A 21,759-nucleotide genomic window follows, 5' to 3' on the forward strand; every position below is an offset into this window, starting at 1 on the left:
GGCCTGAACCCCGAGTACATCAACCGGTACCCGCACCAGTTCTCCGGCGGCCAGCGCCAGCGCATCGGCATCGCCCGCGGCCTCGCGCTCAAGCCCGAGATCATCATCTGCGACGAGCCGGTCTCCGCGCTGGACGTCTCGGTGCAGGCCCAGGTGATCAACCTGCTGGAGCAGCTCCAGGGCGAGTTCAACCTGTCGTACATGTTCATCGCCCACGACCTGTCGATCGTGCGTCACATCTCCGACCGGGTCGGCGTGATGTACCTCGGGCGGATGGTGGAGATCGGCACCGACCTGGAGATCTACGACCACGCCACCCACCCGTACACCCAGGCGCTGCTGAGCGCGGTGCCGGTGCCGGACCCGGCGGCGCGGGAGTCGCGGGACCGGATCGTGCTCACCGGCGACGTGCCCTCCCCGGCCAACCCGCCCTCCGGGTGCCGGTTCCGGACCAGGTGCTGGAAGGCCCAGGAGAAGTGCGCGAGGGAGGACCCGGCGCTGACGGTGCGGGACTGGCTGGAAGGGCGGGCCCGGCACGACTCCGCCTGCCACTTCGCCGGCGAGCGGGAGATCGGCCAGTAGCAGCGCGGACACGGAAGGGCCCCCACCGAGCGGATCGGCGGGGGCCCTTCGTGACGTGCGGTCAGGCCTCGGTGCGGGGCTCCGGAACGGCCACCGCGATCGCGCCGTCCTCCGGGCTCTGCTTGATGTCCCCGGCCTCGGGGAAGTGACAGGCCGTCAGGTGCCCCGGCTTGTTGCCGGAGATCTGCACCAGCGGCGGCTCGTCGGTCGCGCACTTCTCCTGCGCCTTCCAGCAGCGGGTGCGGAACCGGCAGCCGGACGGCGGGTTGATCGGCGAGGGGACGTCGCCGACCAGGCGGATCCGCTCGCGGTTGTCGTCCGGGTCGGCCTCCGGCACCGCGGAGAGCAGCGCGTGGGTGTACGGGTGGCGGGGCGACTCGTACAGCGAGGCGCGGTCGGCGATCTCGACGATCTTGCCGAGGTACATCACCGCGACGCGCTGCGAGAAGTGCCGCACCACCGAGAGGTCGTGGGCGATGAACAGGAAGGCGATGCCCAGGTCGCGCTGCAGCTCCTGGAGCAGGTTGACCACCTGCGCCTGGATCGACACGTCGAGCGCGGAGACCGGCTCGTCGGCGACGATCAGCTTCGGGTTGAGCGAGAGCGCGCGGGCCACGCCGATGCGCTGGCGCTGGCCGCCGGAGAACTCGTGCGGGAAGCGGTTGTAGTGCTCCGGGTTGAGGCCGACCGTCTCCAGCAGCTCCTGCACCCGGCGCTGGATGCCGCCGGCCGGGTTGATGCCGTTGATCTCCATCGGCGCGCCGATGATCGAGCCGACGGTGTGCCGCGGGTTCAGCGAGGAGTACGGGTCCTGGAAGATCATCTGGATCTCGGACCGGATCGGCGCCAGCTGCTTGCGCTTGGCGTGCGTGATGTCCTGCCCGGCGTAGGTGATCTCGCCGCCGGTCGGCTCCAGCAGGCGGGTGACCAGCCGACCGAGGGTCGACTTGCCGCAGCCGGACTCGCCGACCAGGCCGACCGCCTCGCCGCGGAACACCTCCAGGTCCACGCCGTCGACCGCGTGCACCGCGCCGACCTTGCGCTTGAACAGGAAGCCGTCCGTGACCGGGAAGTGCTTCTCCAGGCCCGAGATCGACAGCAGCGGGTCGCCGGTGGCCGCGGCCGGGGCGGCGGACTTGTCGAGGGTGAGTTCGTTGCTCATGGTGTCGCCGGTCCCTCTCAGCCGAGCCGCGGCTTGATCTGGTCGATGAAGATGTCCTGCCGCTGCGCCGCCTTCAGGTGGCAGGCCGCGGCGTGCCCGGTCTCCGGGCTGAGCGCCGGGCGCTCGCTGGTGCAGCCGCCGCCGATCACCTGCTCGCGGAAGTCGCAGCGCGGGTTGAACGGGCAGCCGGTCGGCAGGTTGATCAGGCTCGGCGGAGTGCCGCGCACCGGGGTCAGCGGCACGTTCACGTCACCGGTCAGGCTCGGCATCGAGGACAGCAGGCCCCAGGTGTACGGGTGCTGAGGGGTCTTCAGCACCTCGCGGACGGTGCCGCGCTCGATCGCCCGGCCCGCGTACATCACCATGATGTTCTGCGCCGTCCGCGCCACCACGCCGAGGTCGTGGGTGATCAGGATGATCGCGGTGCCCATCTCCTGCTGAAGGTCCTTCAGCAGGTCCAGGATCTGCGCCTGGACGGTGACGTCGAGGGCGGTGGTCGGCTCGTCGGCGATCACCAGCTTCGGGTCGCAGACCAGCGACATGGCGATCATCGCGCGCTGGCGCATACCGCCGGAGAACTGGTGCGGGTAGTCGTCGACCCGGGTGGTGGGCTGCGGGATGCCGACCTTGGTCAGCATCTCGATCGCCCGGTCCCGGGCCTCCTTCTTGGAGGCGCCGGTGTGCTTGCGGTAGGTCTCGCCGATCTGCTTGCCGATGGTGTGGAACGGCGAGAGCGCGGTCAGCGGGTCCTGGAAGATCATCGACATGGTCTTGCCGCGGAGCTGCTCCAGCTCGCGGTTGGACGCGCCGACCAGCTCCCGGCCGTCCAGCTTGATCGAGCCGCTGATCTCGGTCCGCTCCGGGTTGTGCAGGCCCAGCACGGCCAGGTTGGTGACCGACTTTCCGGACCCGGACTCGCCGACGATGCCGAGCGTGGTGCCCGGGGCCACGTCGAAGGAGAGGTTGTCCACGGCCCGGACCACGCCGTCCTCGGTGCTGAAGCGGACCGAGAGGTCGCGGACTGAGAGGAAGGGCGCGCTGCCGCCGCTGCCGGCGGGCGACGCCTCCTCGGGCTTGGCCTGGGTGGTCATGGACTGGGCTCCTCGGTGCGGTACGTGAGGTCGGGACTGCTGGATCGGCCTGGGGTGCGGCCGGTCAGGCCAGGCGGATGCGCGGGTCGATCAGGGCGTAGGCGGCGTCGACGACGATGTTGAAGGCGACGATCAGGGTGGCGGCCACCATGGTGACGCCGACCAGCAGCGACAGGTCGGAGTCGCGGAAGGAGTGGATCGCCAGCTCGCCGAGGCCGTGCAGGCTGAAGGTGGTCTCGGTGATGATGGCGCCGCCGAGCAGCACGCCCAGGTCGATGCCGAAGACGGTGACGATGGTGCCCATCGCGCCGCGCCAGGCGTAGCGCAGGAAGACCGAGCTGCCCGACATGCCCTTGGCGCGAGCGGTCCGCACGTAGTCCTCGGAGAGCTGCTCGACCATCGAGGAGCGCGTCATGCGGGTGTAGTTGGCGGTCCAGATCAGCGAGAGCACGATCCAGGGGACCAGCATGCCGGTGATCGAACCGATCGGGTCCTCGGTGAACGGCACGTAGGCGGGCTGCTTCATCAGGTCGGTGCTGTAGACCAGCGCCCACAGGGCGAGCGGGCCGGCCACGTAGATCTGCATCGAGGAGGCGAGCAGCGAGGCGGAGCTGGCGATCTTGTCGACGGCCTTGCCCTGCTTGTGGGCGGCCAGCATGCCGGTGCCGATGCCGAAGATCAGGAAGATGATCGCCGAACCGATGGTCAGCGACAGGGTGGTCGGGAACCGGTCCAGCAGGATGCCGCCGACCATCTCCTGCTTGGCGAAGGAGTAGCCGAAGCAGGGGGCGGCGCAGTTCTTGCCGTCGATGATCTGGCCGGTGAAGATGCCGGAGAGCCAGTGCCAGTACTGCACCGGTGTGCTCTGGTCGAAGCCCATGGCGTGCTTGATCAGGGCGAGGTTCTCGGGGCTGCAGGTCTTGCCGCAGTAGAGCCGCGCCGGGTCCGCCGGGATCGCGAAGAACAGCGCGTAGGTGACCATCGAGACGATCACCAGAATGACGAGCGCGCCGAGAGATCGGCGGACGAGGAATCGGAGCATCGGACGGGCTCTCCTGATCGGGGTGCGGGGCGCCGGCAGATCGTGCCGGCGCCCCCACCGTGAGCTAGCGCTCGGTGATGACTACTACTACTTGACGTAGATGTTCAGCGGGAACTGCAGGCCGAACAGGCTGTCGAACTTGACGCCGCCGAGGCCCGAGCCGTACAGGCTGATCGAGCGCTGGTACACGTCCGGGATGGAGGCGGCCTTCTGCTGCAGCTGCTTGTCGATCGCGGCCCACGCCTTGCCCTGGGCGATCGGGTCGGCGATCTTCGCTGCGGCGTCGATCGCGGTGTTGATCTCCGGGTCGTTGAAGTGGGCGTAGTTGGACGCGCCGTCGGCGATGGTGCGACCGTCCCAGACCGGCTGGATCGAGGTGTAACCGGTCGGCCAGTCGGCGCCCCAGCCGCCCCAGTACAGGTCGTACTCGTTGTTCACGAGGCCGGTCTGGTCGTAGTAGGTCTTCGAGTCGAGCGGCTTCGGCACGAACTTGAAGCCGGCCTTCTCGAGGGCGTCGCGGATCGCCTCGGTGACCTTCTGCTGGACCGGGGTGTTGTTGTAGGCGTAGACGATGGTCTGGCCCACGGCGTTGGCCTCGGTCAGCAGCTTCTTGGCGGCCTCCGGGTCACCCTCGGGCTTCTTGAGGACGTCGTAGAGGTCGTTGGCCTCGTAGCCCAGGACGGTCGGGCTCATGTACGAGGTCGCGTAGTCGCCGTAGCTGGTGCCGCCCTGGAGCTGGCGGGTCTGCTGGTGCGGGAACGCGCGGATCAGCGCCTCGCGGACCTTCTGGTCCTTGATGCGGGTGTTGTTGATGTAGTAGTAGTCCACGTACGGGGTCAGACCCTGGAGCGTACGGGGCTTCAGCTTCTCGTCGGCCTTCACCTGGTCGATGTAGGTGGTGTGGACCTGGTTGTGGAACGAGAAGGCGGTCTTGTCCGGGCCGTTGTCCGCCATGAAGCGCTCGGTGGACTGCTGGGCCTGGACGCCGAACTCCATGTGCCACTTGTCCGGGTAGGCGTTCCGGATCGGGTCGGTGGCCGGGTCCCAGTTCGGGTTGCGCTCCAGGTCGAGCGACTTGTCGGTGACATGCTCGACGATCTGGTACGGGCCGGAGGAGAACGGCTTCTTGTCGTACTCCTCCTTGGTGTCGTGGGCCTTCGGCACGATGCCGTAACCGGTCATCGCCAGGGTGAAGTTCGCGTCCGGGTGCACGTCGGCGAAGGTGATGACCACGGTCTTGTCGTCCGGGGTCGCGATCGCGCCGAGCTCCTGGCCGCCCATCGGGCCCGGGTACGCGTCGCGGTACTTGTCACCCGAGATCCAGGACTGGATGTAGGTCGGGCCGGACTTGATGAAGGAGGCGTAGGTGCGCTCGATCGAGTACTTGACGTCGCCCGAGGTGATCGGGGTGCCGTCCTGCCACTTCACGCCGTCCTTCAGCGTGAACTTCCAGGTCTTGCCGCCGTCGGTGGTGGTGCCGGTGTCGGTGGCGAGGTCGCCGACCAGCTTCTGGCTGCTGCCGTCCGCCGAGTACTTGTAACCCGTCAGCTGACGGGTGAACAGCAGCGAGACCTCGCTGTTGTAGTTCATGTAGACCTGCGCCGGGTCCAGGTGCGAGAAGTCGTCGCGGTCGATCATGTTGACCGTGCCGCCCTTCTTCGCGCCGGGCTCGGCGACGGCCGGGCCCTTCGAGTCGGCGGCGGTGCCGACCGAGATCGCGGTGGCGGCGACCGGCGACTTCGAGGCCGAGGCCGAGTCGCTGTTGCTGTGGCCGCTGGAGCACGCCGTGGTGACGGTCAGGGCCCCGGCCACCAAGATGGCGGCGGCGAGCCGCATGTTGCGAGAGCTCATTCTCATCCTGCCTGGGGTAGGTGTTGACAACTTGAGTGGGTGTGCCCGGGGCCTGGCTTGCCCATCCCCCCGGAGTCTTTGGGGCTGCTAGCGGTTGGTCTTGGGGTCGAAGGCGTCCCGGACGGAGTCACCGAGCAGGTTGAAGGCCAGGACGAAGATCACCATCGCGAGGCCGGGGAAGAGCAGGAACGTGACGTCGGTGCGGAGGTAGTTGGCCGCGTCGGCGATCATCCGGCCCCAGTCGGGGGTGGGCTCGTTGACGCCGACACCGAGGTAGGAGAGGCCGGCCTCGGCGGTGACGAAGGCGGGCAGCGCCAGCGTCGACTGCACCAGGATCGGGGTCCACAGGTTCGGCAGGATCTCCTTGAAGATGATCCGCGCGGGGGAGGCACCGGTGACCTTGGCCGCCTCGATGAACTCCCGCTCGCGCAGCGACAGCGAGACACCGCGCAGGATGCGGGCCAGGCCCATCCAGCCGAGCAGCGAGAGCACGATGGTGACCGCGACGAACGGCAGCCAGCCCGGCTCCTTCTCGTCCGGGGCGACCAGCAGGCTGGTGACCACCGGCATGGTGGCGATCAGGAAGATCTGCGAGGGGAACGACATCAGCACGTCGATGACGCGACCGATGAAGTAGTCGGTCTTGCCGCCCAGGTAGCCGGCCGCGATGCCGAGCGCGACACCGATCACGGTGGTCAGCAGCGAGGTGGCGAGGGCGATGACCAGCGAGGTACGGATGCCGTAGATCAGCTGCATCAGCACGTCGCGGCCCAGGCCCGGCTCCAGGCCGAACCAGAAGTCACCGCTCATGCCGCCGTTGGCGCCCACCGGCAGACCGGAGTCGGTCAGCAGGGAGGGGTCGTTCTGCCCGTAGTGCGTCTGCGGGTCCTTGCCGTACACAAGCGAGATCAGCGGTGCCAGCACCGCCACGGCGATGAAGAAGAGCACCACGCACGCACTCACCACGCCGGTGCGGTCGCGCAGGAAGCGCCGCCACATCAGCTTGCCGGGCGAGAGGCCGCGGAAGCCGGGATCGGCGGGCGCGTCGGCCGAGGCGTTGTCCGCGAGGTCCGTCGTGGACCCGGGACGGAGGGTGTCCCCGTCCGTCGTGGCCCCAGAAGGCGTCGTCATGGTGCAAAAGCTCCCGACCGTGGTCCGTGCAGAAGCAAGGAGTAAGAACTTGGATGAATGGACTCTTGCAAGTCGTTTATCGAACGTCAAGAGTTCCTCAGTTGCTGGTGGGGCATTTCCTGCTTCGTGCTGGAATGTCAACCACTTCGTAGTTCTGAAACTCTTGACACGCAGTCAGCAAGACGGTCATAACCGGACAAATGCGGTCGAGGCCTGTTCACCTGTCCGTAACGATGGACCATCAGCTCCGCTATCAGGACGGCGAGTTCGGGCAGGCGGTCAGGCGACGCGCGTAGATCCGATGTCCGTTTTGCCGCTGTTCGGCGGAATTATTGTCGGCAAATGAGTGTCCGATAATCGGACACCGGTGTTTTCGGGCGTGCCGAAGCGAATTCACTGTATGGTCGCCTTAATTCTGGCGACAGGCCGCGCGGTCGCACCCCTGGCAATTTCCCGCCAATGGCGAGTCCTCGCCGCGCGCTACTTCAGCAGGCCGATGTTCTCGTACACGAAGTCGGCGAGCCCGGGGGCGCCGAGGTTGGCGAGGTTCTTGCGCACCCCGTAGATCGCCGGCCGCTGGTAGAGCGGGACCAGTCCGGCCACCTGCCACGCCTCGGCGTCGGCGCGGTTGAGCGCCTCCGTCTCGCCGTCCACGGTGTCCGCCTTGGCCGCCTCGGCCATCGCCTTGTCGAGCGCCTTGCTGCCGACCTGGGACCAGTTGGAGCCGGAGTCCTGCTGGAAGGTGCTGATCGAGTTGGAGACGGGGAAGGGGGTGCCCAGCAGGGCGAAGGCGGTCAGGTCGAAGTCGTGCTTGTACACGTAGCCGTCGAAGAACTCGCCGGCCGGCACGGTCTGCACCGTGACCTTCACCCCGATCTCGCCCAGCATCCGGGTGACCAGCGCGCTCTCGTTGGCGGCCAGGTTGTTCGAGGCCGGCGCCAGGAAGCGCAGCGCCAGTTCCTTGCCGTCCTTGGTGCGGACGCCCGAGGGGCCGGCCTTCCAGCCCAGCGAGTCCAGGGTCGCCTTCGCGGCGTCCGGGTCGAAGCGGCTCAGGCCGCCCGAGTTGTCCTGGTAGCCGTGCTGCGAGGGCACCAGGAAGTGGTTGTTCATCGGGACGTAGGGCCAGTCCAGGCCGTTCAGGTCGGTCCGGGTGATCTCCGAGCGGTCGATCGCCTGGATCAGCGCCTGACGCAGCTTCGGATCGCCGAGCAGCGCGCTGCGGCCGTTCAGCACCAGGTGCCGCAGGTTCGGCCCGCCGGCCTTGCGCACCTCGGCGCCGGCGGTGGCCTGGATGGTGCGGTAACCCTCGGCGTTGGGGCCGTTGTTGTAGAAGTCGATGTCGCCCTTGGCGAAGGCCTGCGGCATCGCGCCGGTGTCGACCACCTTGAAGACGATCTTGTCCAGCAGCGGCTTGTCACCCCACCAGCCGGGATCGGCGACCACCGTGACGGTGTGTGCCTCGCCGTCCAGCTTGGCCACCTTGAACGGGCCCGCGGTGACCGGGATGCGGCCCTTGAAGGCGGTGTTGAACAGGTCCGGGGTGGAGATGTACTTCGCGGGCAGCAGCGGGGCGTTGCCGGCATTGTTGAACATCGCCTGCCACTCCGAGTACGGCTCCTTGAAGGTCATCACGGCCTGGAAGTCGTCCTGGCCGCGGACCACGCTCTCCACCTGGTCGAAGCCGTTGCTGGTGGCGGTCTTGAAGGCCGGGTCCTGGCCGTTCAGCGCCTGCCAGTTGGCCTGGATGTCGCGCCAGGTGATCGGCTCGCCGTCGGACCAGTGCGCCTTCGGGTTGAGCGTCCAGACGACGGTCTGCTTCCCCTGCCGGGTCTCGGCCCGGGCGTCCGCCAGGTAGGCCGGGTTGGGGGTCTGCACGCCGCCCGCGTCGGAGCGCCACAGGGTCGGCAGCAGGGCCTTGACCACGTCGTTGGTGGAGGCCTCGGAGCCGTCCGCGTGCACCGGGTTCCACTGGCTGGAGAACTGGTCGATCGCCCAGTTCAGGGTGCCGCCCTGGCGCAGTGCGGTGCGCGGTTTGGCGTTCAGCGCCTGCTGGGTCATCCGCGGCACGTCACCGGCCGCCGCCGCCCCGGCTCCGCCGCCCGCCGGGCCGCCGGTGGAGGCGCACGAACACAGCGCGAAGGACAGCGCCGCCACCGTGGCGGTCAGGGCGGACGGAATGCGGGGTCTCGGCACGCGGCACATCTTGCGTACCGGTGAACAGACTTGTCGACCGGCTCCGGATCAAGGATTGGTAACGCGACGTGTCCGGTCGGTCGCCCGGGGCGTTTTGCCCGGTTGTGCGACGCCACTGGCGAGGATCCGCCAAGAACGGCCGCGGGCCGGGGCGCCGGGTCGGACGCCCCGGCCCGTCGGCCGGATTGACGAGGGGTCAGGTGGTGGGGCGGGTCAGGCCGGGAACTTGTACGTCCGGTCCTTGCCGCTCTTGCCGATCACCTGGCCGATGCCGTCCGCCACGTCCTGCGCGGTGATCGGCGACTGCTGCCCGTTCTTGGTGAACTTCAGCTTGTCGAAGGTGGTGCCGATCGCCGCGTCCAGCTTGGCGAGGTCCCACTTCAGCACGACCTGGCCGGAGGCGTCCGGGGCCAGCACCAGCGCCTTCGCGGCGGTGCCCTTGCCGAACAGGAACTGCTTGGTGCCGGACACCACGGTGATGTTGCCGTTCAGCACCTGCTTGCCGAGCGAGTCCGCGGCGGCCTGCAGCACGTCCTGGCCGACCTTCGGCTGCGCGGCGGTGAGGTTGAGCGCCAGCTCCGCGTCCGGCTTGCCGGCCGCCCGGTCCCGGTACGCCTGCTCGACCTGGTCGGCGGCGGCCGCCGAGTCCAGCGCCTGGCCGGCCTTGCCGGGGACGACCTCGGTGGTGCCCGCGTCGGTGAACCGGACGAAGCCCTCCTGCAGGCCCTGCCCGGACTTGCCCGCCAGGTCGTCGAGCGCCGCGCGCAGCTTCGACTTGTCGACCCGCACCTGCGGGGCGACCGCCTTGCCGGTGCCGGTCAGCGCGCCGACCACCTCGACCGGGTTGTAGCTGTGCTTGGTCAGCGAGTCGACCGTGGCGGTGGTGTCGAAGGACAGGCCCGCGCTGGCCGGGTCGAGGGCGACCGACTGGTCGCCGATCTTCAGCTTCAGCGGCTGCTGCCCGGCCTTGCCGACCGTGCCGTCCAGCGCGGTCACCGCCTGGTCGCGGCTGTCCCCGCCGATGGCGGTGCCCAGCACCGTGGTGCCCTTGGGGATGTCCGACTGATTCATCATCAGGCCGGCGCCGTACGCCGCGGCGCCCGCGAACACCAGGGCGCCGAACGCGGTCACCGCCAGCTTGCGGGCCCGGCCGCGCTTCTTCGGCTCGTCCGCGTCGTCGTCGTCCGACTCCGGCGGCGGCACCGGGGCGTCCGGGCGCTTGGGGGTGGCGGCGCGGGAGCCGCCGGGGAACGGCTGGGCCTCGGGGACGTCGGCGAACCGGCCGCCGCCGGGCGCCGCCGGGCGGGGGCGCTCCTGGGCGAAGGGGTCGGCGGCGGGGGCCGCGCCGCCCGGGCCCGAGGCGTTCAGGAAGAGCTGGGTGGTCGGCGGGTCCGGTATGCCGCCGTTCGGCTCGCGCTCCTCGCCGGTGATCGGGTCGAAGCCGCCGATCTGGGTGTCCTCCGGCTCCTGGCCGCCGGGGAACGGGGCCTTCGGCGCGGCGCCGCCGCGCCCCGCCGGGGCGGTGGAGAACGGGTCGACCGGTCCGCGCGCGGCGGGGTCCGGACGGCCGCCCTGACGGGTCGCGTCCGGACGGCCGCCCTGACGGGTCGGCAGCCCGCGGCCGTCGGTGCGGCCGGAGTCGGCCGGGCCGCCGAACGGGTCCGCCTGGGCGAACGGGTCCGGCTGCGGCGCGCCCTGCGGGCCGGCCGCGAACGGGTCGGCGGAGGCGGCGGCGCGGAACGGGTCGTCCGGCTGCGCGGGCAGCGGAGTCTGGCCGGTCCGCGAGGCGGCCGGTTCGGCCGGCGGCGCGAACGGCGAGGCGGGGGCGCCGGAGGGCCGCGGCGCGGCCTCCCGGGCAGCGGCGGCGGGCCCGGGCGGGGCGGGCGCCGCAGCGGCCGGAGCGGGCTCCTGACGGCCCTTCTGGCGCGGCTTGAACCACTCGCCGGTGGAGTCCGACTCGGCGGGCTTCCCGCCGGGCGCCGGCTCCTGCCACTCCGGCGGCAGGTTCGGCGGCGTGGCGGTGCGGGCGCCGGAGTCCATCACGCCGAGCACCGGGTCGCCGGCCCCGCCGCGGTGGCGCGGACCGGCCGGCTCGGCCGGCTTGTCGTCCTTCACCTGGCTGCGCACCACGACCGGCGGGATCGGCCGCGAGCCGGGGATGTTGATCCGCACCCGGGTGGTCAGCGTGGTCTCGGTCTTCGGCACCTCGGACTCCCCGGCCCGCGGGCCGGGGGCGGTCCGTCCGGCCGCCGGGTCCGCACCCAGACCGCCGGGCAGGCCGGTGCCGTACGGCGGGGTGCCGGACGGGTAGGCGTCGGGCCCGCTGCGACGGGGCTGCGGGTTGGCGCTGTCAGATTCGCGGCTGCTCAATGCTGCTCTGCTCCGGGTTCGCGGCCGGGCCGGCGGGGCCGTCCGCTGCGTATGGGGCGGGTCACCGCCGAACGACGGCGAGGCGGCGTTGCGACGGGCCGACCGGCCCCGGGGACATCAGCTTGTTCACATGTCGGCTGCGGCGATCGCCCCCGCCACGCGAGTGGTGCCGAAGGTACCCTCCGGCCCGGCTCGCGCGCACAGTGGGGTTGCCGCCGCGGCACCACCATACCGACAAGCAATTCGGCCCGTCCGGCGACCGGGAGATCCCTTTGGTCCGAATCCCCCCGCTATGCGGCTACTTCCGGCCACTCCTGACGCCCCGTCGGGACCGGTCCCCGGTCAGGCGGCGGGCGGTGCGCCGAACAGGAAACCGGACCGGGTCGGCAGGGTCGCGCAGACCACGCCCGAGACCGCGCCGAGGAAGAGGTACAGGTAGGCGGAGGCGGTGGCGGCCAGCACCAGGTCGCCCTCCGGACGGGGCGCCAGCAGCACGGCCAGCACCAGGAACCAGCCGGCCAGCGGGGCGCCCGCGCCGAGCTTGGTGCCGGTGGCCCGCAGCCCGCCGTAGAACACCCCCGCGGTCGCGGCCAGCGAGACCAGCAGCCCGAGCGGGGGCCACAGACTCTGCACGAAAGCTCCGCACACGGACACCGCGGCGCCCAGCAGGAAGAGCACCACGTACGCGGTGATCCGCAGGCCGCGCGGCGGCAGCGGCTCGGCCAGGCGCTCGTCGCGGGAGCCGAAGAACGGCTGAAGGATCCTCACGAGGCCACCCCGGCGAACAGATCGGTCTCCGGCCCGCCCGCGCCCAGCGCGCCGCGGACCAGCTCGTAGTACTCGGTGGCGAGCAGCGGCTGCCCCAGGTCGTTGCTGAGCGCGAAGAAGTCGCCGTCGACGGTGATCTGGGTGGCGTGCGCCCGCATCGCCGCGGCCTTCGCCCCGGCGTGCGCCGCACCGTCCAGCACCGTGGTGACCAGCAGGTCGTCCACCACGCCGGGCACGTCGGTGACGGCGGCGGTGCCGGGGAACGGGGCCTTGGCGGCGGTCTCGCGCAGCGCGGCCTCGATCACCGAGCGGGGCATCCGGTTGTAGTAGACCTTGGCGATCCGCCAGGGCGCGCCCAGTTCGGGGCGGAAGGCCGGATCGGCGGCGAGCTCGAAGGCGCGCAGCGCCACCCGGTGCGCCTGGATGTGGTCGGGGTGGCCGTAGCCGCCCTGCTCGTCGTAGGTGACCAGCACCTGCGGGCGGACCTCGCGGACGACCGCGACCAGGTGGCCGGCCGCCTCGTCGAGGTCGGCCCGCCAGAAGCAGTCGGGGTGGTCGTTGTCCGGGACGCCCATCATCCCGGAGTCCCGGTAGCGGCCCTCGCCGCCCAGGAAGCGGTGGTCGGTGACGCCCAGCTCGCGCATCGCGGCGGCGAGTTCGCCGACCCGGTGGGCGCCGAGGGCGTCCTCCCGGTCCTGCGTCAGGCGGGCCAGCTCGGGCGGGATCACCTCACCGCCCTCGCCGAGGGTGCAGGTCACCAGCGTGACGCGGACACCCTCGGCGGCGTAGCGGGCCATGGTGGCGCCGTTGCCGATCGACTCGTCGTCGGGATGGGCGTGCACCAGCAGCAGGCCGCGCGGGTCGGTCTCGGTGGTCATGCCCCGCAGCCTAGCCAAGTGCGGCGCGGTCTCAGAGCTTCAGTCCGTTGATCATGCCGGCCAGGTTGGCCGTCACCTGCTGGATCGACGGGGCGATGGAGGTGGACGCCAGGTAGAAGCCGAGCAGCGCGCAGACCAGGGCGTGACTCAGCTTCAGACCGGAACGCCGGACCAGCACCCAGACCACGACCAGCATCAGAACAGCGGCGGAGACGGACAAAGCCATGACGGCTCACACCCTTCCTCGGGTGCGCTGCCCCGGGGCGGGGCAGCGGGCGGAACGATGCTCCAACTGATACCCGATGAGTGACGGCGGAATGACGTTCCGTGAGGTCGCCCGGGGTGTCGCGGGGGCGTGCGGGAGGACAGCGGGGCCGGTCAGGGCCGGTCCGAACGACCGTGCGCGACTGTTGGTGGAGGCTGCGCCGAACGAGTGATCACGAAATGTCCGGGGCCGCGGCCGGGTCGGCGCTTAGGGTCGGCGGCATGACCACCGAGAAGTCGCACGACACCTTTCCCCGGCAGTACGCGCGCACCCAGCGGTACACCGTGGGCGCGCCCCGGTCGTTCAGCGTCACGCCCGACGGGGCGCGGGTGCTGTTCCTCCGCTCCCGAGGGGGGAGGGAGCGGGCCAACCTGCTGTGGAGCCTGGACGTCGCGAGCGGGGCCGAGCGGGTGCTGGCCGATCCGGCGGTGCTGCTCGGCGGCGGGGCCGAGGAGCTGTCCGCGGCCGAGCGGGCCCGCCGGGAGCGCAGCCGGGAGACCTCGGCCGGGATCGTCGGGTACGCGCTTGACGCGGCCGGGGAGCAGGCCGTCCTCGCGCTCTCCGGGCGGCTGTTCGCCGTCGACACCACGACCGGGAAGGCCCGCGAACTGCCCGCCGCCGGGCCGCTGCTGGACCCGCGGCCGAGCCCGGACGGCCGGCTGGCGGCGTACGCCACCGCGGGCGGCGAGCTGCGGGTGACCGCGCTCGACGGCAGCGGGGACCGGCTGCTGGCGGGGCCGGAGGAGGACGGGATCGCCTGGGGACAGGCCGAGTTCATCGCGCAGGAGGAGATGGGGCGCGACCGCGGGTACTGGTGGGCGCCGGACGGCTCCGCGCTGCTCGCCGCGCGGGTGGACGACCGGCCGGTGCGCCGCTGGTGGATCGCCGACCCCGCCAACCCGGACCGGCCGCCGACGCAGGTCGCCTACCCGGCGGCGGGGACGCCCAACGCCGAGGTCGGGCTGTGGCTGCTCGGCCTGGACGGCGCCCGCACCGAGATCCGCTGGGACCGCGCCGCGTACCCGTACCTGGCGCGGGTGCACTGGTCGGCGGGCGGGCCGCCGGTGCTCCAGGTGCAGGCCCGCGACCAGCGCGAACAGCTGCTGCTGGAGGTCGAGGTGGCGACCGGTGCGACCAGCGTGCTGGTCACCGAGCGGGACCCGGACTGGCTGGAGCTGTTCGCCGGGGTGCCGGCCCGGCGGGCCGACGGGGAGCTGGTGCGGATCGCCGACCGGGACGGCGCCCGGGTGCTGCTGGTCGGCGAACGGCCCGTCACCGACGCGGCGCTGCACGTGCGTTCGGTGCTGGGCCTGGACGGCGAGCGGGTGCTGTTCACCGCCTCCGCCGGGGCCGCCGAGTTCGAGGTGCGGCCGCCCGGCTGGCTGGGCGTCTTCGAGGCCGGCCCGGACGGCCTCCGCGAGCTCGGCGACGGCGCGCTCGGCGCGGTCCGCGGCGGCGGCGTCACCGTCCTCACCACCGCGACGCCCCGGCGGCCCGGCAGCACCGCGACCGTGCTGCGCGGCGCCGACGAGCCGCTGGTGATCGCCTCGTACGCCGAGACGCCGCTGCTGACGGCCCGTCCGGTGTTCCGGTTCGCGGGGGAGCGGCGGATTCCGTGCGCGGTGCTGCTGCCCACCGGGTACGACCCGGACGTCGACGGGGAGCTGCCGGTGCTGATGGACCCGTACGGCGGGCCGCACGGGCAGCGGGTGGTGCAGGCGCACAACCCGCACCTGACCTCGCAGTGGTTCGCCGACCAGGGCTTCGCGGTGATCGTCGCGGACGGGCGCGGCACCCCCGGGCACAGCCCCGGCTGGGAGAAGTCGATCAAGGACCGGACGGCGGAGGTCTGCGTCGCCGACCAGGTCGACGCGCTGCGGGCGCTGGCCGCCGATTTCCCGCTCGACCTCACCCGGGTCGGCATCCGCGGCTGGTCCTACGGCGGCTACCTGGCCGCGCACGCCGTGCTGCGCGAACCGGAGGTCTTCCACGCCGCCGTCGTCGGCGCGCCGGTCACCGAGCACGAGCTCTACGACACCCACTACACCGAGCGCTACCACGGCGACCCGGAGGCGAACGCCGAGGTGTACCGGGCCAATTCGGTGGTCGAGCTGGCGCCCACGCTGCGCCGGCCGATGATGATCGTGCACGGCCTCGCCGACGACAACGTGGTGGCCGCGCACAGCCTGCGGCTGTCCACCGCGCTGCTCGCCGCCGGCCGCCCGCACACCGTGCTGCCGCTCTCCGGGGTGACCCACATGACCCCGCAGGAGCAGGTCGCGGAGAACCTGCTGGTGCTCCAGGTGCGCTTCCTGAAGGACGCCCTCGGCATCGCGTGACGGCCGCTCCCGTGACATCTGTCATGCGGAGCCCACGACGGCGCACACTGCCGCGGCCACCCCCGTTCCCGGGAGTCTTGAGGTGTCGGAGAGAACACGGCACCGAGAGGACGAGGCGAGATGGGTACGGGAACGGGGGAGGTCGCGGCCTTCCGGAACGTCAGCAAGAGCTACGGCCGGGTGAAGGCGGTGAGCGGGCTCGACCTGGTGCTGCGACCGGGCGAGACCGTGGCGCTGCTCGGCCCCAACGGCGCGGGCAAGTCCAGCAGCCTGGACCTGCTGCTGGGCCTGCGGGAGCCGGACAGCGGCACCGTCGAACTGTTCGGCGGCGCCCCGCGCGAGGCGATCACCGGCGGCCGGGTCGGCGCCATGCTGCAGAGCGGCGGCCTGATGAGCGACGTCAGGGTCCGCGAACTCGTCGCGCTGGCCTGCGCCGTCCACCCCAAGGGCCACCGGCCCGCGGAGGTGCTGGAGTCCGCCGGGATCACCGAGATCGCCGACCGCCGGGTCGACAAGCTCTCCGGCGGCCAGGAGCAGCGGGTCCGGTTCGCGCTCGCCATCGCCGGCGCCAACGACCTGATCGTCCTGGACGAGCCCACCACCGGCATGGACGTCTCGGTCCGCCGCCAGTTCTGGGCCGCGATGCGCGCCCAGGCCGACGCCGGACGCACCGTGCTGTTCGCCACCCACTACCTGGAGGAGGCCGACTCCATCGCCGACCGGGTGCTGGTCCTGCACAAGGGCCGCCTGATCGCCGACGGCTCCTCCGCCGAGATCAAGGCCCGGGCCGGCGCCCGCCGGATCGGCTTCGAACTGCACCCCTCCGACGGCGGTGCCTTCGACGAGGCGGTGCTGCGCGCCCTGCCCGGCACCGTCGGACTGGACGTCAGCGCCCGCGCCGACGGCGTCCGCACCGTCCGGATCCGCTCGACCGACGCGGACGCCGGTGTCGCCGCCCTCTACAAGGCGGGCCTCTACCCGCGCGGCCTGGAGGTCACCAGCCTCGGCCTGGAGCAGGCCTTCCTGACCATCACCGGGGAGCAGGACGAGCACGACGAGCAGGACCACGACGTGGAGGAGAGCGCGCGATGACCACCCTGATCAAGCTGGAGATCCTGCGCACCCTGCGCAACAAGCGGTACCTGCTGTTCACCGTGCTCTACCCCGCGCTGCTGTACGTCTTCTTCATCAGCGCCTACGGCAGCCAGGGCACGGTCGCCGACGGAGTCTCCGTCAAGTCCTACTTCATGGTCTCGATGGCCACCTTCGGCGCGGTCGGCGCGGTGCTCACCGGCTCCGCGCAGCGGATCTCGCTGGAGCGCAAGAGCGGCTGGACCCGCCAACTGCGGCTCACCGCACTGCCCGGGCGGGCCTACACCGTCGGCAAGATCGCCTCCTGCGCGGTCACCACGCTGCCCGCGATCGCGGTGGTCTTCGCGATCGGCGCGATCGAGGGCGTCAAGCTCGACGCCCTGCAGTGGGCCGGCCTCGGCGCCGCGCTGTGGCTCGGCAGCTTCGTCTTCGCCGCGCTCGGCGTCGCCCTCGGCTACGCCGCCCAGCCGGACGCCGTCCAGCCCGTGGTGATGATCGTCTACATGCTGATGGCGCTGTTCGGCGGGACCTGGTTCCCGGTCGGCGACTCGCTGCAGAAGTTCGCCCGGTTCAACCCGGTCTACGACTACAACCAGCTCGCCGCCTTCATCCACCCCGGCCACGGCATCAGCACCTTCTCGATCGCCGCACTGGCCGCCTTCCTGGCCCTCTTCACGGCCGCGGCGGCCTTCCTGTACCGCAAGGACGCCCAGCAGGCATGATGGCCCGCATGCAGACCTCCCGACCGGCCCGCCACCCCGACCACACCCGGGAGGACGGGCCGGAAGGCCGTTGGACCACCTACCCCGGCGCGCCCGTCGACGACCGGCGCCAGCTGTGGGTCAAGCTCGCCTGGACCTCGATCTGGGCGCTCTACCTGCTGTACCCCGTCCAGGACCTGACCACCGGTCAGCACACGCCCGCGGCCACCGCGGCCGGTGCCGTCGCCCTGGTGGTCTTCCTCGGCTCGTACTTCTCGCTGGTGGTGATCCGCAACGGGCCGTGGGCCCACCAGGCCCGGCGCTACCCGCCGTTCGCGGTGATGGCCGCCATCGCGATCGCCACCACGCTCGGCCTCGGCGAGTCCTGGCTGACGCTCTTCACCTACACCTCGGTCTGCGCCGCCGTCATCTTCCCCGGCCGCGCCGGGCTGGCCGGCGTCCTCGGCACCACCGTGGCCTGCGTGCTGCTCGGCACCGCGATCGGCACCGACAACGCGACCCTGATCGCCATCGGGCTGCCCTGCCTGCTGGCCGGCATCGCGATGTCCGGCATGCAGCGGCTGGTCGCCACCATGCGCGAACTGCGCGAGGCCCGCGCCGCGGTGGCCCACCTCGCCGCCTCCGAGGAACGGCTGCGGCTCGCCCGCGACCTGCACGACCTGCTCGGCCACTCGCTCTCGCTGATCGCCATCAAGAGCGAGCTCGCCGGACGCTTCATGGACGCCGAGAAGGCCGCCGAGGCGCGGGCCCAGGTCGCCGACATCGAGCAGGTGGCCCGGCAGTCGCTCACCGACGTACGGGAGGCGGTGAGCGGGTTCCGCCGCCCCACCCTGGCCGTCGAACTCGCCGCCGCCCGGACCGCACTGACGGCCAGTCAGGTCGAACTGGAGGCCGACCCCGCGCTGACCGCGGAGCGGCCCGGCCTCGGCGGCGAGGAGGCCGGCGCGCTGGCCTGGGCGCTGCGGGAGGCCGTCACCAACGTGGTCCGGCACGGCGTCGGCGCCACCCGCTGCACCGTCCACCTCGACGAGGTCTGGGAGGACGACGGCGGGCGGTACGCGGTGCTGGACGTCTCCGACAACGGCCCCGGCCCCGGCAAGTCCGGCCCCGGCAACGGGCTTTCCGGTCTGCGCGAGCGCCTGGAGCAGACCGGCGGCCGGCTGGAGGCCGGGCCCGCCGCCCGCGGCAAGGGCTTCCGGGTGCGGGCCCTGGTGCCGCTGCGCCCCGGTCCGAGCGGGGAATAGGCTGCCGACGTGACCGTACGTGTGCTGCTGGCCGAGGACCAGGGAATGGTGCGGGAGGCGCTCGCCGCGCTGCTCTCGCTCGAGGACGACCTGGAGGTCGTCGCGCAGGTGTCGCGCGGCGACGCCGTCGCGGCGGCGGTGACGGAGCATCAGGTGGACGTCGCGGTGCTCGACATCGAGATGCCGGGGATGACCGGGATCGACGCCTGCGCCGAGATCCGCCGGGTGCGGCCCGAGACGAAGGTGGTGATCGCGACCACCTTCGGACGGCCCGGTTACCTGCGGCGGGCGATGGAGTCCGGGGCGGACGCCTTCCTGGTGAAGGACGCGCCGGCCGCGGAGCTGGCGGAGGCGATCCGGCGGGTGCTGCGCGGGGAGCGGGTCATCGACCCGACGCTGGCCGCGGCGGCGCTGGCGGAGGGGGCCAACCCGCTCACCGGGCGGGAGCGGGACGTGCTGGCCGCGGCGGCGGACGGCGCGGTCAACGCGGAGATCGCCCGGCGGTTGCACCTGTCGGAGGGGACGGTGCGCAACTACCTGTCGATGGCGATCCAGAAGACCGCGGCGCGGAACCGCGCCGAGGCGGTGCGGGTGGCCCGGGAGAAGGGCTGGCTGTAGGTGTGGCCGGCTAGTTGAGACGGTGGCGGGCGGCCTTGGCCTCGTGGCGGACCTTCCTGGCGCTGTCCGGGTCGAAGGCGTCGAGGATCCGGGCGTAGGACTCCATCTCGGCGGCGCCGGCCAGGAAGTCCCCGGTCTTCACCAGCAGTTCGGCGCGTTCCAGGCGGAGTTGGGCCGGGTGACGGGGGAGCAGCAGGGCGAGTTCGGTGGCCCAGAGCTGGGTGCGGGCGTGTTCGGGGCGGTCGGCCGCCCAGCGGCGGATGTTGCCGAGCACGCGCAGCACGATGTCCAGGGGCTGCGCGGGGGTGAGCAGTTCGGGGCTGTAGGGGTGGCCGGAGGCGGCCACCAGGCGTTCGAGGTCGGGGACGTCGAGGATGCGGCCGCCGTGGAAGGGATCGGCGAGGACGTACTCCTCGCCGCCCGCGGGGCCGCCGACGGCGACGATGAAGTGGCCCGGCAGGGCGATGCCGTGGACGGTGAGGCCGGCCCGGGCGGCGACCGCGGACCAGACCAGCGCGAGCATGATGGGCAGTCCGCGGCGGCGGCGCAGCACCTCCGGGAGCAGCGAGGACTCCAGGCGGCGGTAGTCGGACTGCCGGCCGTGGAAGCGCTCGCGCCCGCCGAGGACCGCGGCCAGCAGTGCGGCGGTCTCCTCGGGGCCGCTCGGGCGGCGCTCGGCGACGGCCTGGCGGATGGCGGCGGCGTGCCGGTCGAGCGCGGCCTGGCAGGCCGTCAGCAGGGCTTCCAGGTCGGGTGGTTCGGCGCCCTCGCCCTGGTCGCCGAGGGTGTGCTCGGCGGAGGCGAGCAGGCACAGCAGCACCGGGTCGGGGCGTTCGGCCCGGGCCTCGGTACGGAAGCGGTTTCGGCTCTGCTCGGTCACTGCGGCCTTCGGTTCAGCAGCGGTCGTTGCTCAGTTCAAGAGGTGCACGCTACCGCTGGGGAAGGCGGGCGTAGTGGTAAGTGTGACTGGTCGTGAAGCCCAGGCGGTCGTAAAGGGCGATCGCGGCGGCGTTGTCGGCCTCGACCTGGAGGTAGCCGCCGGTGGCGCCCTCCTCGGCGGCGCGGGACGCCAGCACCGCCATCAGGGTGGTGGCGAGGCCGCGGCGGCGGGCCGCGGGGACCACCTCGACCGCGCCGAACCCGGCCCAGGCGCCGTCCACCACCAGCCGACCGATGGCGAGCGGGGCGCCGTCCGGGCCGGGAACGTGGGCGAACCAGACCGAGGGGCCGCCGTGAATCACCCGGCGGGCGGCCTCCTCGACGGACTCGTCGGGGTCGACCCGGCGGTAGAGCGCCAGCCACTCGGGGCCGGCGGTGCGGGCCAGGCGGACCTGCCGCCAGCTCTCCGGGGCCGCCGCCCGGGCCGGCTCGCCGAGCGGGGCGACGCGTACCGCGGTGGGGGCCAACGCGGCTCCCAGCCGGTCGAGTTCGGCCGCCAGTTCGGGCGGTGAGCCGGGAGTGGTCAGCTCGACGTACGCGGGCAGGCCGCGGGCGGCGTACCAGGCGCGCACCCGGTCCAGCGCGGCGTCCAGCGGCAGGCCGGGGTCGCCCAGCGCCTGCACCGAGTTGGCCCGCCGGGTGAAGCCGGCCGAGGCGCGCAGCAGCCAGTCGCCGAGCGGCTCCTGCTCGATCGCGAGCCAGCCGCGGGCGGCCGTCCGCTGCAGCTCGACCGGGTCGGTGGCGGGCAGTGCGACCCGGCGGGCCGGGAACGGCGGCACCGGCTTCCCGGCCACCAGCAACTCCTCGGCGAACTGCACCACTCGGCCGCCCCGACCCTCCACCGTCAACCCGGTGTCGTCCCAACAGGTGAGCACGCCGATCGCATCGTGGAACACCGGCCGATCTTCCAGCTTGCCGTCGACACGCCGGACGGAAACCCGTCGTCCCACGTCAGAGCGGTCCATCCGGACCTCCGGACGGGACTCCACCGGTACTCCGCTCGCCATCAACGGCACCTCCTGTGCATTTGCGGTCCTCGACCCGCGATACTAGGGGCGGGCATCGACGACGCCGCGCGAACCGCGCGACCGAGTAAACAGTAGGGCGGCAGCCCTTCCGAGGAGGAACGACAGCGTGACCTACGTCATCGCGCAGCCTTGTGTCGACGTCAAGGACAAGGCGTGCATCGAAGAGTGCCCGGTCGACTGCATCTACGAGGGCGAGCGCTCTCTCTACATCCACCCGGATGAGTGCGTCGACTGCGGTGCGTGCGAGCCGGTCTGCCCGGTCGAGGCGATCTTCTACGAGGACGATGTCCCGGAGGAGTGGAAGGACTACTACAAGGCCAACGTCGAGTTCTTCGACGACCTCGGCTCCCCCGGCGGCGCCTCCAAGCTCGGCGTGATCGACCGGGACCACCCGTTCATCGCCGCGCTGGCCCCCCAGAACGCCGAGCACTGATCGGTGGCATC

At 71.9% G+C, this 21,759-nt stretch carries 19 protein-coding genes; 7 read left to right on the top strand and 12 right to left on the bottom strand.

Annotation, left to right across the window (positions count from 1 at the left end; translation table 11 throughout):
• Window positions 1-582, top strand: a 582-nt coding sequence (locus tag ACWD4U_RS04155; protein ID WP_363450254.1) for an ABC transporter ATP-binding protein, incomplete at its 5' end; no start/stop codon positions are given.
• A gap of 61 nt (window positions 583-643) precedes the next feature.
• On the opposite strand, the gene ACWD4U_RS04160 is transcribed toward ACWD4U_RS04155, so the two are convergent.
• The 10 genes from ACWD4U_RS04160 to ACWD4U_RS04205 all read right to left on the bottom strand — a co-directional run bounded on the left by ACWD4U_RS04160 (window position 644) and on the right by ACWD4U_RS04205 (window position 13,294).
• Window positions 644-1,744 (bottom strand): ABC transporter ATP-binding protein, encoded by a 1,101-nt coding sequence (locus ACWD4U_RS04160; protein WP_363450252.1) that lies wholly within the window; start codon window positions 1,742-1,744, stop codon window positions 644-646.
• Window positions 1,745-1,761: 17 nt separating this feature from the next.
• On the bottom strand, window positions 1,762-2,835 hold the full coding sequence (locus tag ACWD4U_RS04165) for an ABC transporter ATP-binding protein (protein WP_363450250.1): 1,074 nt from the start codon (window positions 2,833-2,835) through the stop codon (window positions 1,762-1,764).
• Window positions 2,836-2,899: 64 nt separating this feature from the next.
• Entirely contained in the window at window positions 2,900-3,877 is a 978-nt protein-coding gene (locus ACWD4U_RS04170) for an ABC transporter permease (protein WP_363450248.1), read from the bottom strand.
• Window positions 3,878-3,964: 87 nt separating this feature from the next.
• Window positions 3,965-5,728, bottom strand: coding sequence for an ABC transporter substrate-binding protein (locus tag ACWD4U_RS04175; RefSeq protein ID WP_363450246.1), 1,764 nt, complete (start codon window positions 5,726-5,728; stop codon window positions 3,965-3,967).
• An 87-nt stretch (window positions 5,729-5,815) separates the two neighbouring features.
• Window positions 5,816-6,859, bottom strand: coding sequence for an ABC transporter permease (locus ACWD4U_RS04180; protein ID WP_363450244.1), 1,044 nt, complete (start codon window positions 6,857-6,859; stop codon window positions 5,816-5,818).
• Window positions 6,860-7,339: 480 nt separating this feature from the next.
• Window positions 7,340-9,052 carry an ABC transporter family substrate-binding protein gene (locus ACWD4U_RS04185; protein WP_363450242.1) on the bottom strand — a complete coding sequence of 571 codons (1,713 nt, stop codon included), beginning with the start codon at window positions 9,050-9,052 and terminating at the stop codon, window positions 7,340-7,342.
• Window positions 9,053-9,265: 213 nt separating this feature from the next.
• Window positions 9,266-11,422, bottom strand: coding sequence for a peptidoglycan binding domain-containing protein (locus ACWD4U_RS04190; RefSeq protein WP_363450240.1), 2,157 nt, complete (start codon window positions 11,420-11,422; stop codon window positions 9,266-9,268).
• Window positions 11,423-11,764: 342 nt separating this feature from the next.
• Complete coding sequence (locus tag ACWD4U_RS04195; protein ID WP_363450239.1) at window positions 11,765-12,190, bottom strand: DUF6113 family protein; 426 nt, start codon at window positions 12,188-12,190, stop codon at window positions 11,765-11,767.
• Window positions 12,187-13,068 (bottom strand): N-acetyl-1-D-myo-inositol-2-amino-2-deoxy-alpha-D-glucopyranoside deacetylase, encoded by an 882-nt coding sequence (gene mshB, locus ACWD4U_RS04200; protein ID WP_363450237.1) that lies wholly within the window; start codon window positions 13,066-13,068, stop codon window positions 12,187-12,189. The genes ACWD4U_RS04195 and mshB overlap by 4 nt, the downstream gene beginning before the upstream one ends.
• Window positions 13,069-13,099: 31 nt before the next feature.
• Window positions 13,100-13,294: a DUF2304 domain-containing protein gene (locus ACWD4U_RS04205; protein ID WP_363450235.1), complete on the bottom strand. Its 195-nt coding sequence runs from the start codon at window positions 13,292-13,294 to the stop codon at window positions 13,100-13,102.
• Between the two features lie 260 nt (window positions 13,295-13,554).
• Here ACWD4U_RS04205 and ACWD4U_RS04210 point away from each other — a divergent pair, with 260 nt between their 5' ends.
• The 5 genes from ACWD4U_RS04210 to ACWD4U_RS04230 all read left to right on the top strand — a co-directional run bounded on the left by ACWD4U_RS04210 (window position 13,555) and on the right by ACWD4U_RS04230 (window position 19,348).
• The gene (locus tag ACWD4U_RS04210; protein WP_363450233.1) at window positions 13,555-15,672 is read left to right on the top strand and encodes a S9 family peptidase; all 2,118 of its coding nucleotides are present in this window, start codon (window positions 13,555-13,557) and stop codon (window positions 15,670-15,672) included.
• Window positions 15,673-15,792: 120 nt separating this feature from the next.
• Window positions 15,793-16,764, top strand: coding sequence for an ABC transporter ATP-binding protein (locus ACWD4U_RS04215; protein ID WP_363450231.1), 972 nt, complete (start codon window positions 15,793-15,795; stop codon window positions 16,762-16,764).
• Window positions 16,761-17,486, top strand: coding sequence for an ABC transporter permease (locus ACWD4U_RS04220; protein WP_363450229.1), 726 nt, complete (start codon window positions 16,761-16,763; stop codon window positions 17,484-17,486). The genes ACWD4U_RS04215 and ACWD4U_RS04220 overlap by 4 nt, the downstream gene beginning before the upstream one ends.
• A gap of 8 nt (window positions 17,487-17,494) precedes the next feature.
• Window positions 17,495-18,730, top strand: coding sequence for a sensor histidine kinase (locus ACWD4U_RS04225; RefSeq protein WP_363450227.1), 1,236 nt, complete (start codon window positions 17,495-17,497; stop codon window positions 18,728-18,730).
• Window positions 18,731-18,739: 9 nt separating this feature from the next.
• Window positions 18,740-19,348, top strand: coding sequence for a response regulator transcription factor (locus tag ACWD4U_RS04230; RefSeq protein WP_363450225.1), 609 nt, complete (start codon window positions 18,740-18,742; stop codon window positions 19,346-19,348).
• 10 nt (window positions 19,349-19,358) lie between these two features.
• Here the strand turns inward: ACWD4U_RS04230 and ACWD4U_RS04235 are convergent, their stop codons facing one another.
• The gene (locus tag ACWD4U_RS04235) at window positions 19,359-20,228 is read right to left on the bottom strand and encodes a transglutaminase-like domain-containing protein (RefSeq protein ID WP_363450223.1); all 870 of its coding nucleotides are present in this window, start codon (window positions 20,226-20,228) and stop codon (window positions 19,359-19,361) included.
• 49 nt (window positions 20,229-20,277) lie between these two features.
• Complete coding sequence (locus tag ACWD4U_RS04240) at window positions 20,278-21,294, bottom strand: GNAT family N-acetyltransferase (protein ID WP_449787096.1); 1,017 nt, start codon at window positions 21,292-21,294, stop codon at window positions 20,278-20,280.
• A 127-nt stretch (window positions 21,295-21,421) separates the two neighbouring features.
• Between ACWD4U_RS04240 and fdxA the strand changes: the two genes are divergently transcribed.
• On the top strand, window positions 21,422-21,748 hold the full coding sequence (fdxA, locus tag ACWD4U_RS04245; RefSeq protein WP_363450219.1) for a ferredoxin: 327 nt from the start codon (window positions 21,422-21,424) through the stop codon (window positions 21,746-21,748).
• The last annotated feature ends 11 nt before the right edge of the window (window positions 21,749-21,759 follow it).

The sequence above is a fragment of the Kitasatospora sp. NPDC002522 genome (assembly GCF_053595195.1).

Coding starts and splice junctions, on each gene's coding strand:
- ACWD4U_RS04160 (WP_363450252.1), bottom strand. CDS start 1,744: ATGAGCAACGAACTCACCCTCGACAAGTCCGCCGCCCCGGCCGCGGCC.
- ACWD4U_RS04165 (WP_363450250.1), bottom strand. CDS start 2,835: ATGACCACCCAGGCCAAGCCCGAGGAGGCGTCGCCCGCCGGCAGCGGC.
- ACWD4U_RS04170 (WP_363450248.1), bottom strand. CDS start 3,877: ATGCTCCGATTCCTCGTCCGCCGATCTCTCGGCGCGCTCGTCATTCTG.
- ACWD4U_RS04175 (WP_363450246.1), bottom strand. CDS start 5,728: ATGAGCTCTCGCAACATGCGGCTCGCCGCCGCCATCTTGGTGGCCGGG.
- ACWD4U_RS04180 (WP_363450244.1), bottom strand. CDS start 6,859: ATGACGACGCCTTCTGGGGCCACGACGGACGGGGACACCCTCCGTCCC.
- mshB (WP_363450237.1), bottom strand. CDS start 13,068: ATGACCACCGAGACCGACCCGCGCGGCCTGCTGCTGGTGCACGCCCAT.
- ACWD4U_RS04205 (WP_363450235.1), bottom strand. CDS start 13,294: ATGGCTTTGTCCGTCTCCGCCGCTGTTCTGATGCTGGTCGTGGTCTGG.
- ACWD4U_RS04210 (WP_363450233.1), top strand. CDS start 13,555: ATGACCACCGAGAAGTCGCACGACACCTTTCCCCGGCAGTACGCGCGC.
- ACWD4U_RS04215 (WP_363450231.1), top strand. CDS start 15,793: ATGGGTACGGGAACGGGGGAGGTCGCGGCCTTCCGGAACGTCAGCAAG.
- ACWD4U_RS04220 (WP_363450229.1), top strand. CDS start 16,761: ATGACCACCCTGATCAAGCTGGAGATCCTGCGCACCCTGCGCAACAAG.
- ACWD4U_RS04225 (WP_363450227.1), top strand. CDS start 17,495: ATGCAGACCTCCCGACCGGCCCGCCACCCCGACCACACCCGGGAGGAC.
- ACWD4U_RS04240 (WP_449787096.1), bottom strand. CDS start 21,294: ATGGCGAGCGGAGTACCGGTGGAGTCCCGTCCGGAGGTCCGGATGGAC.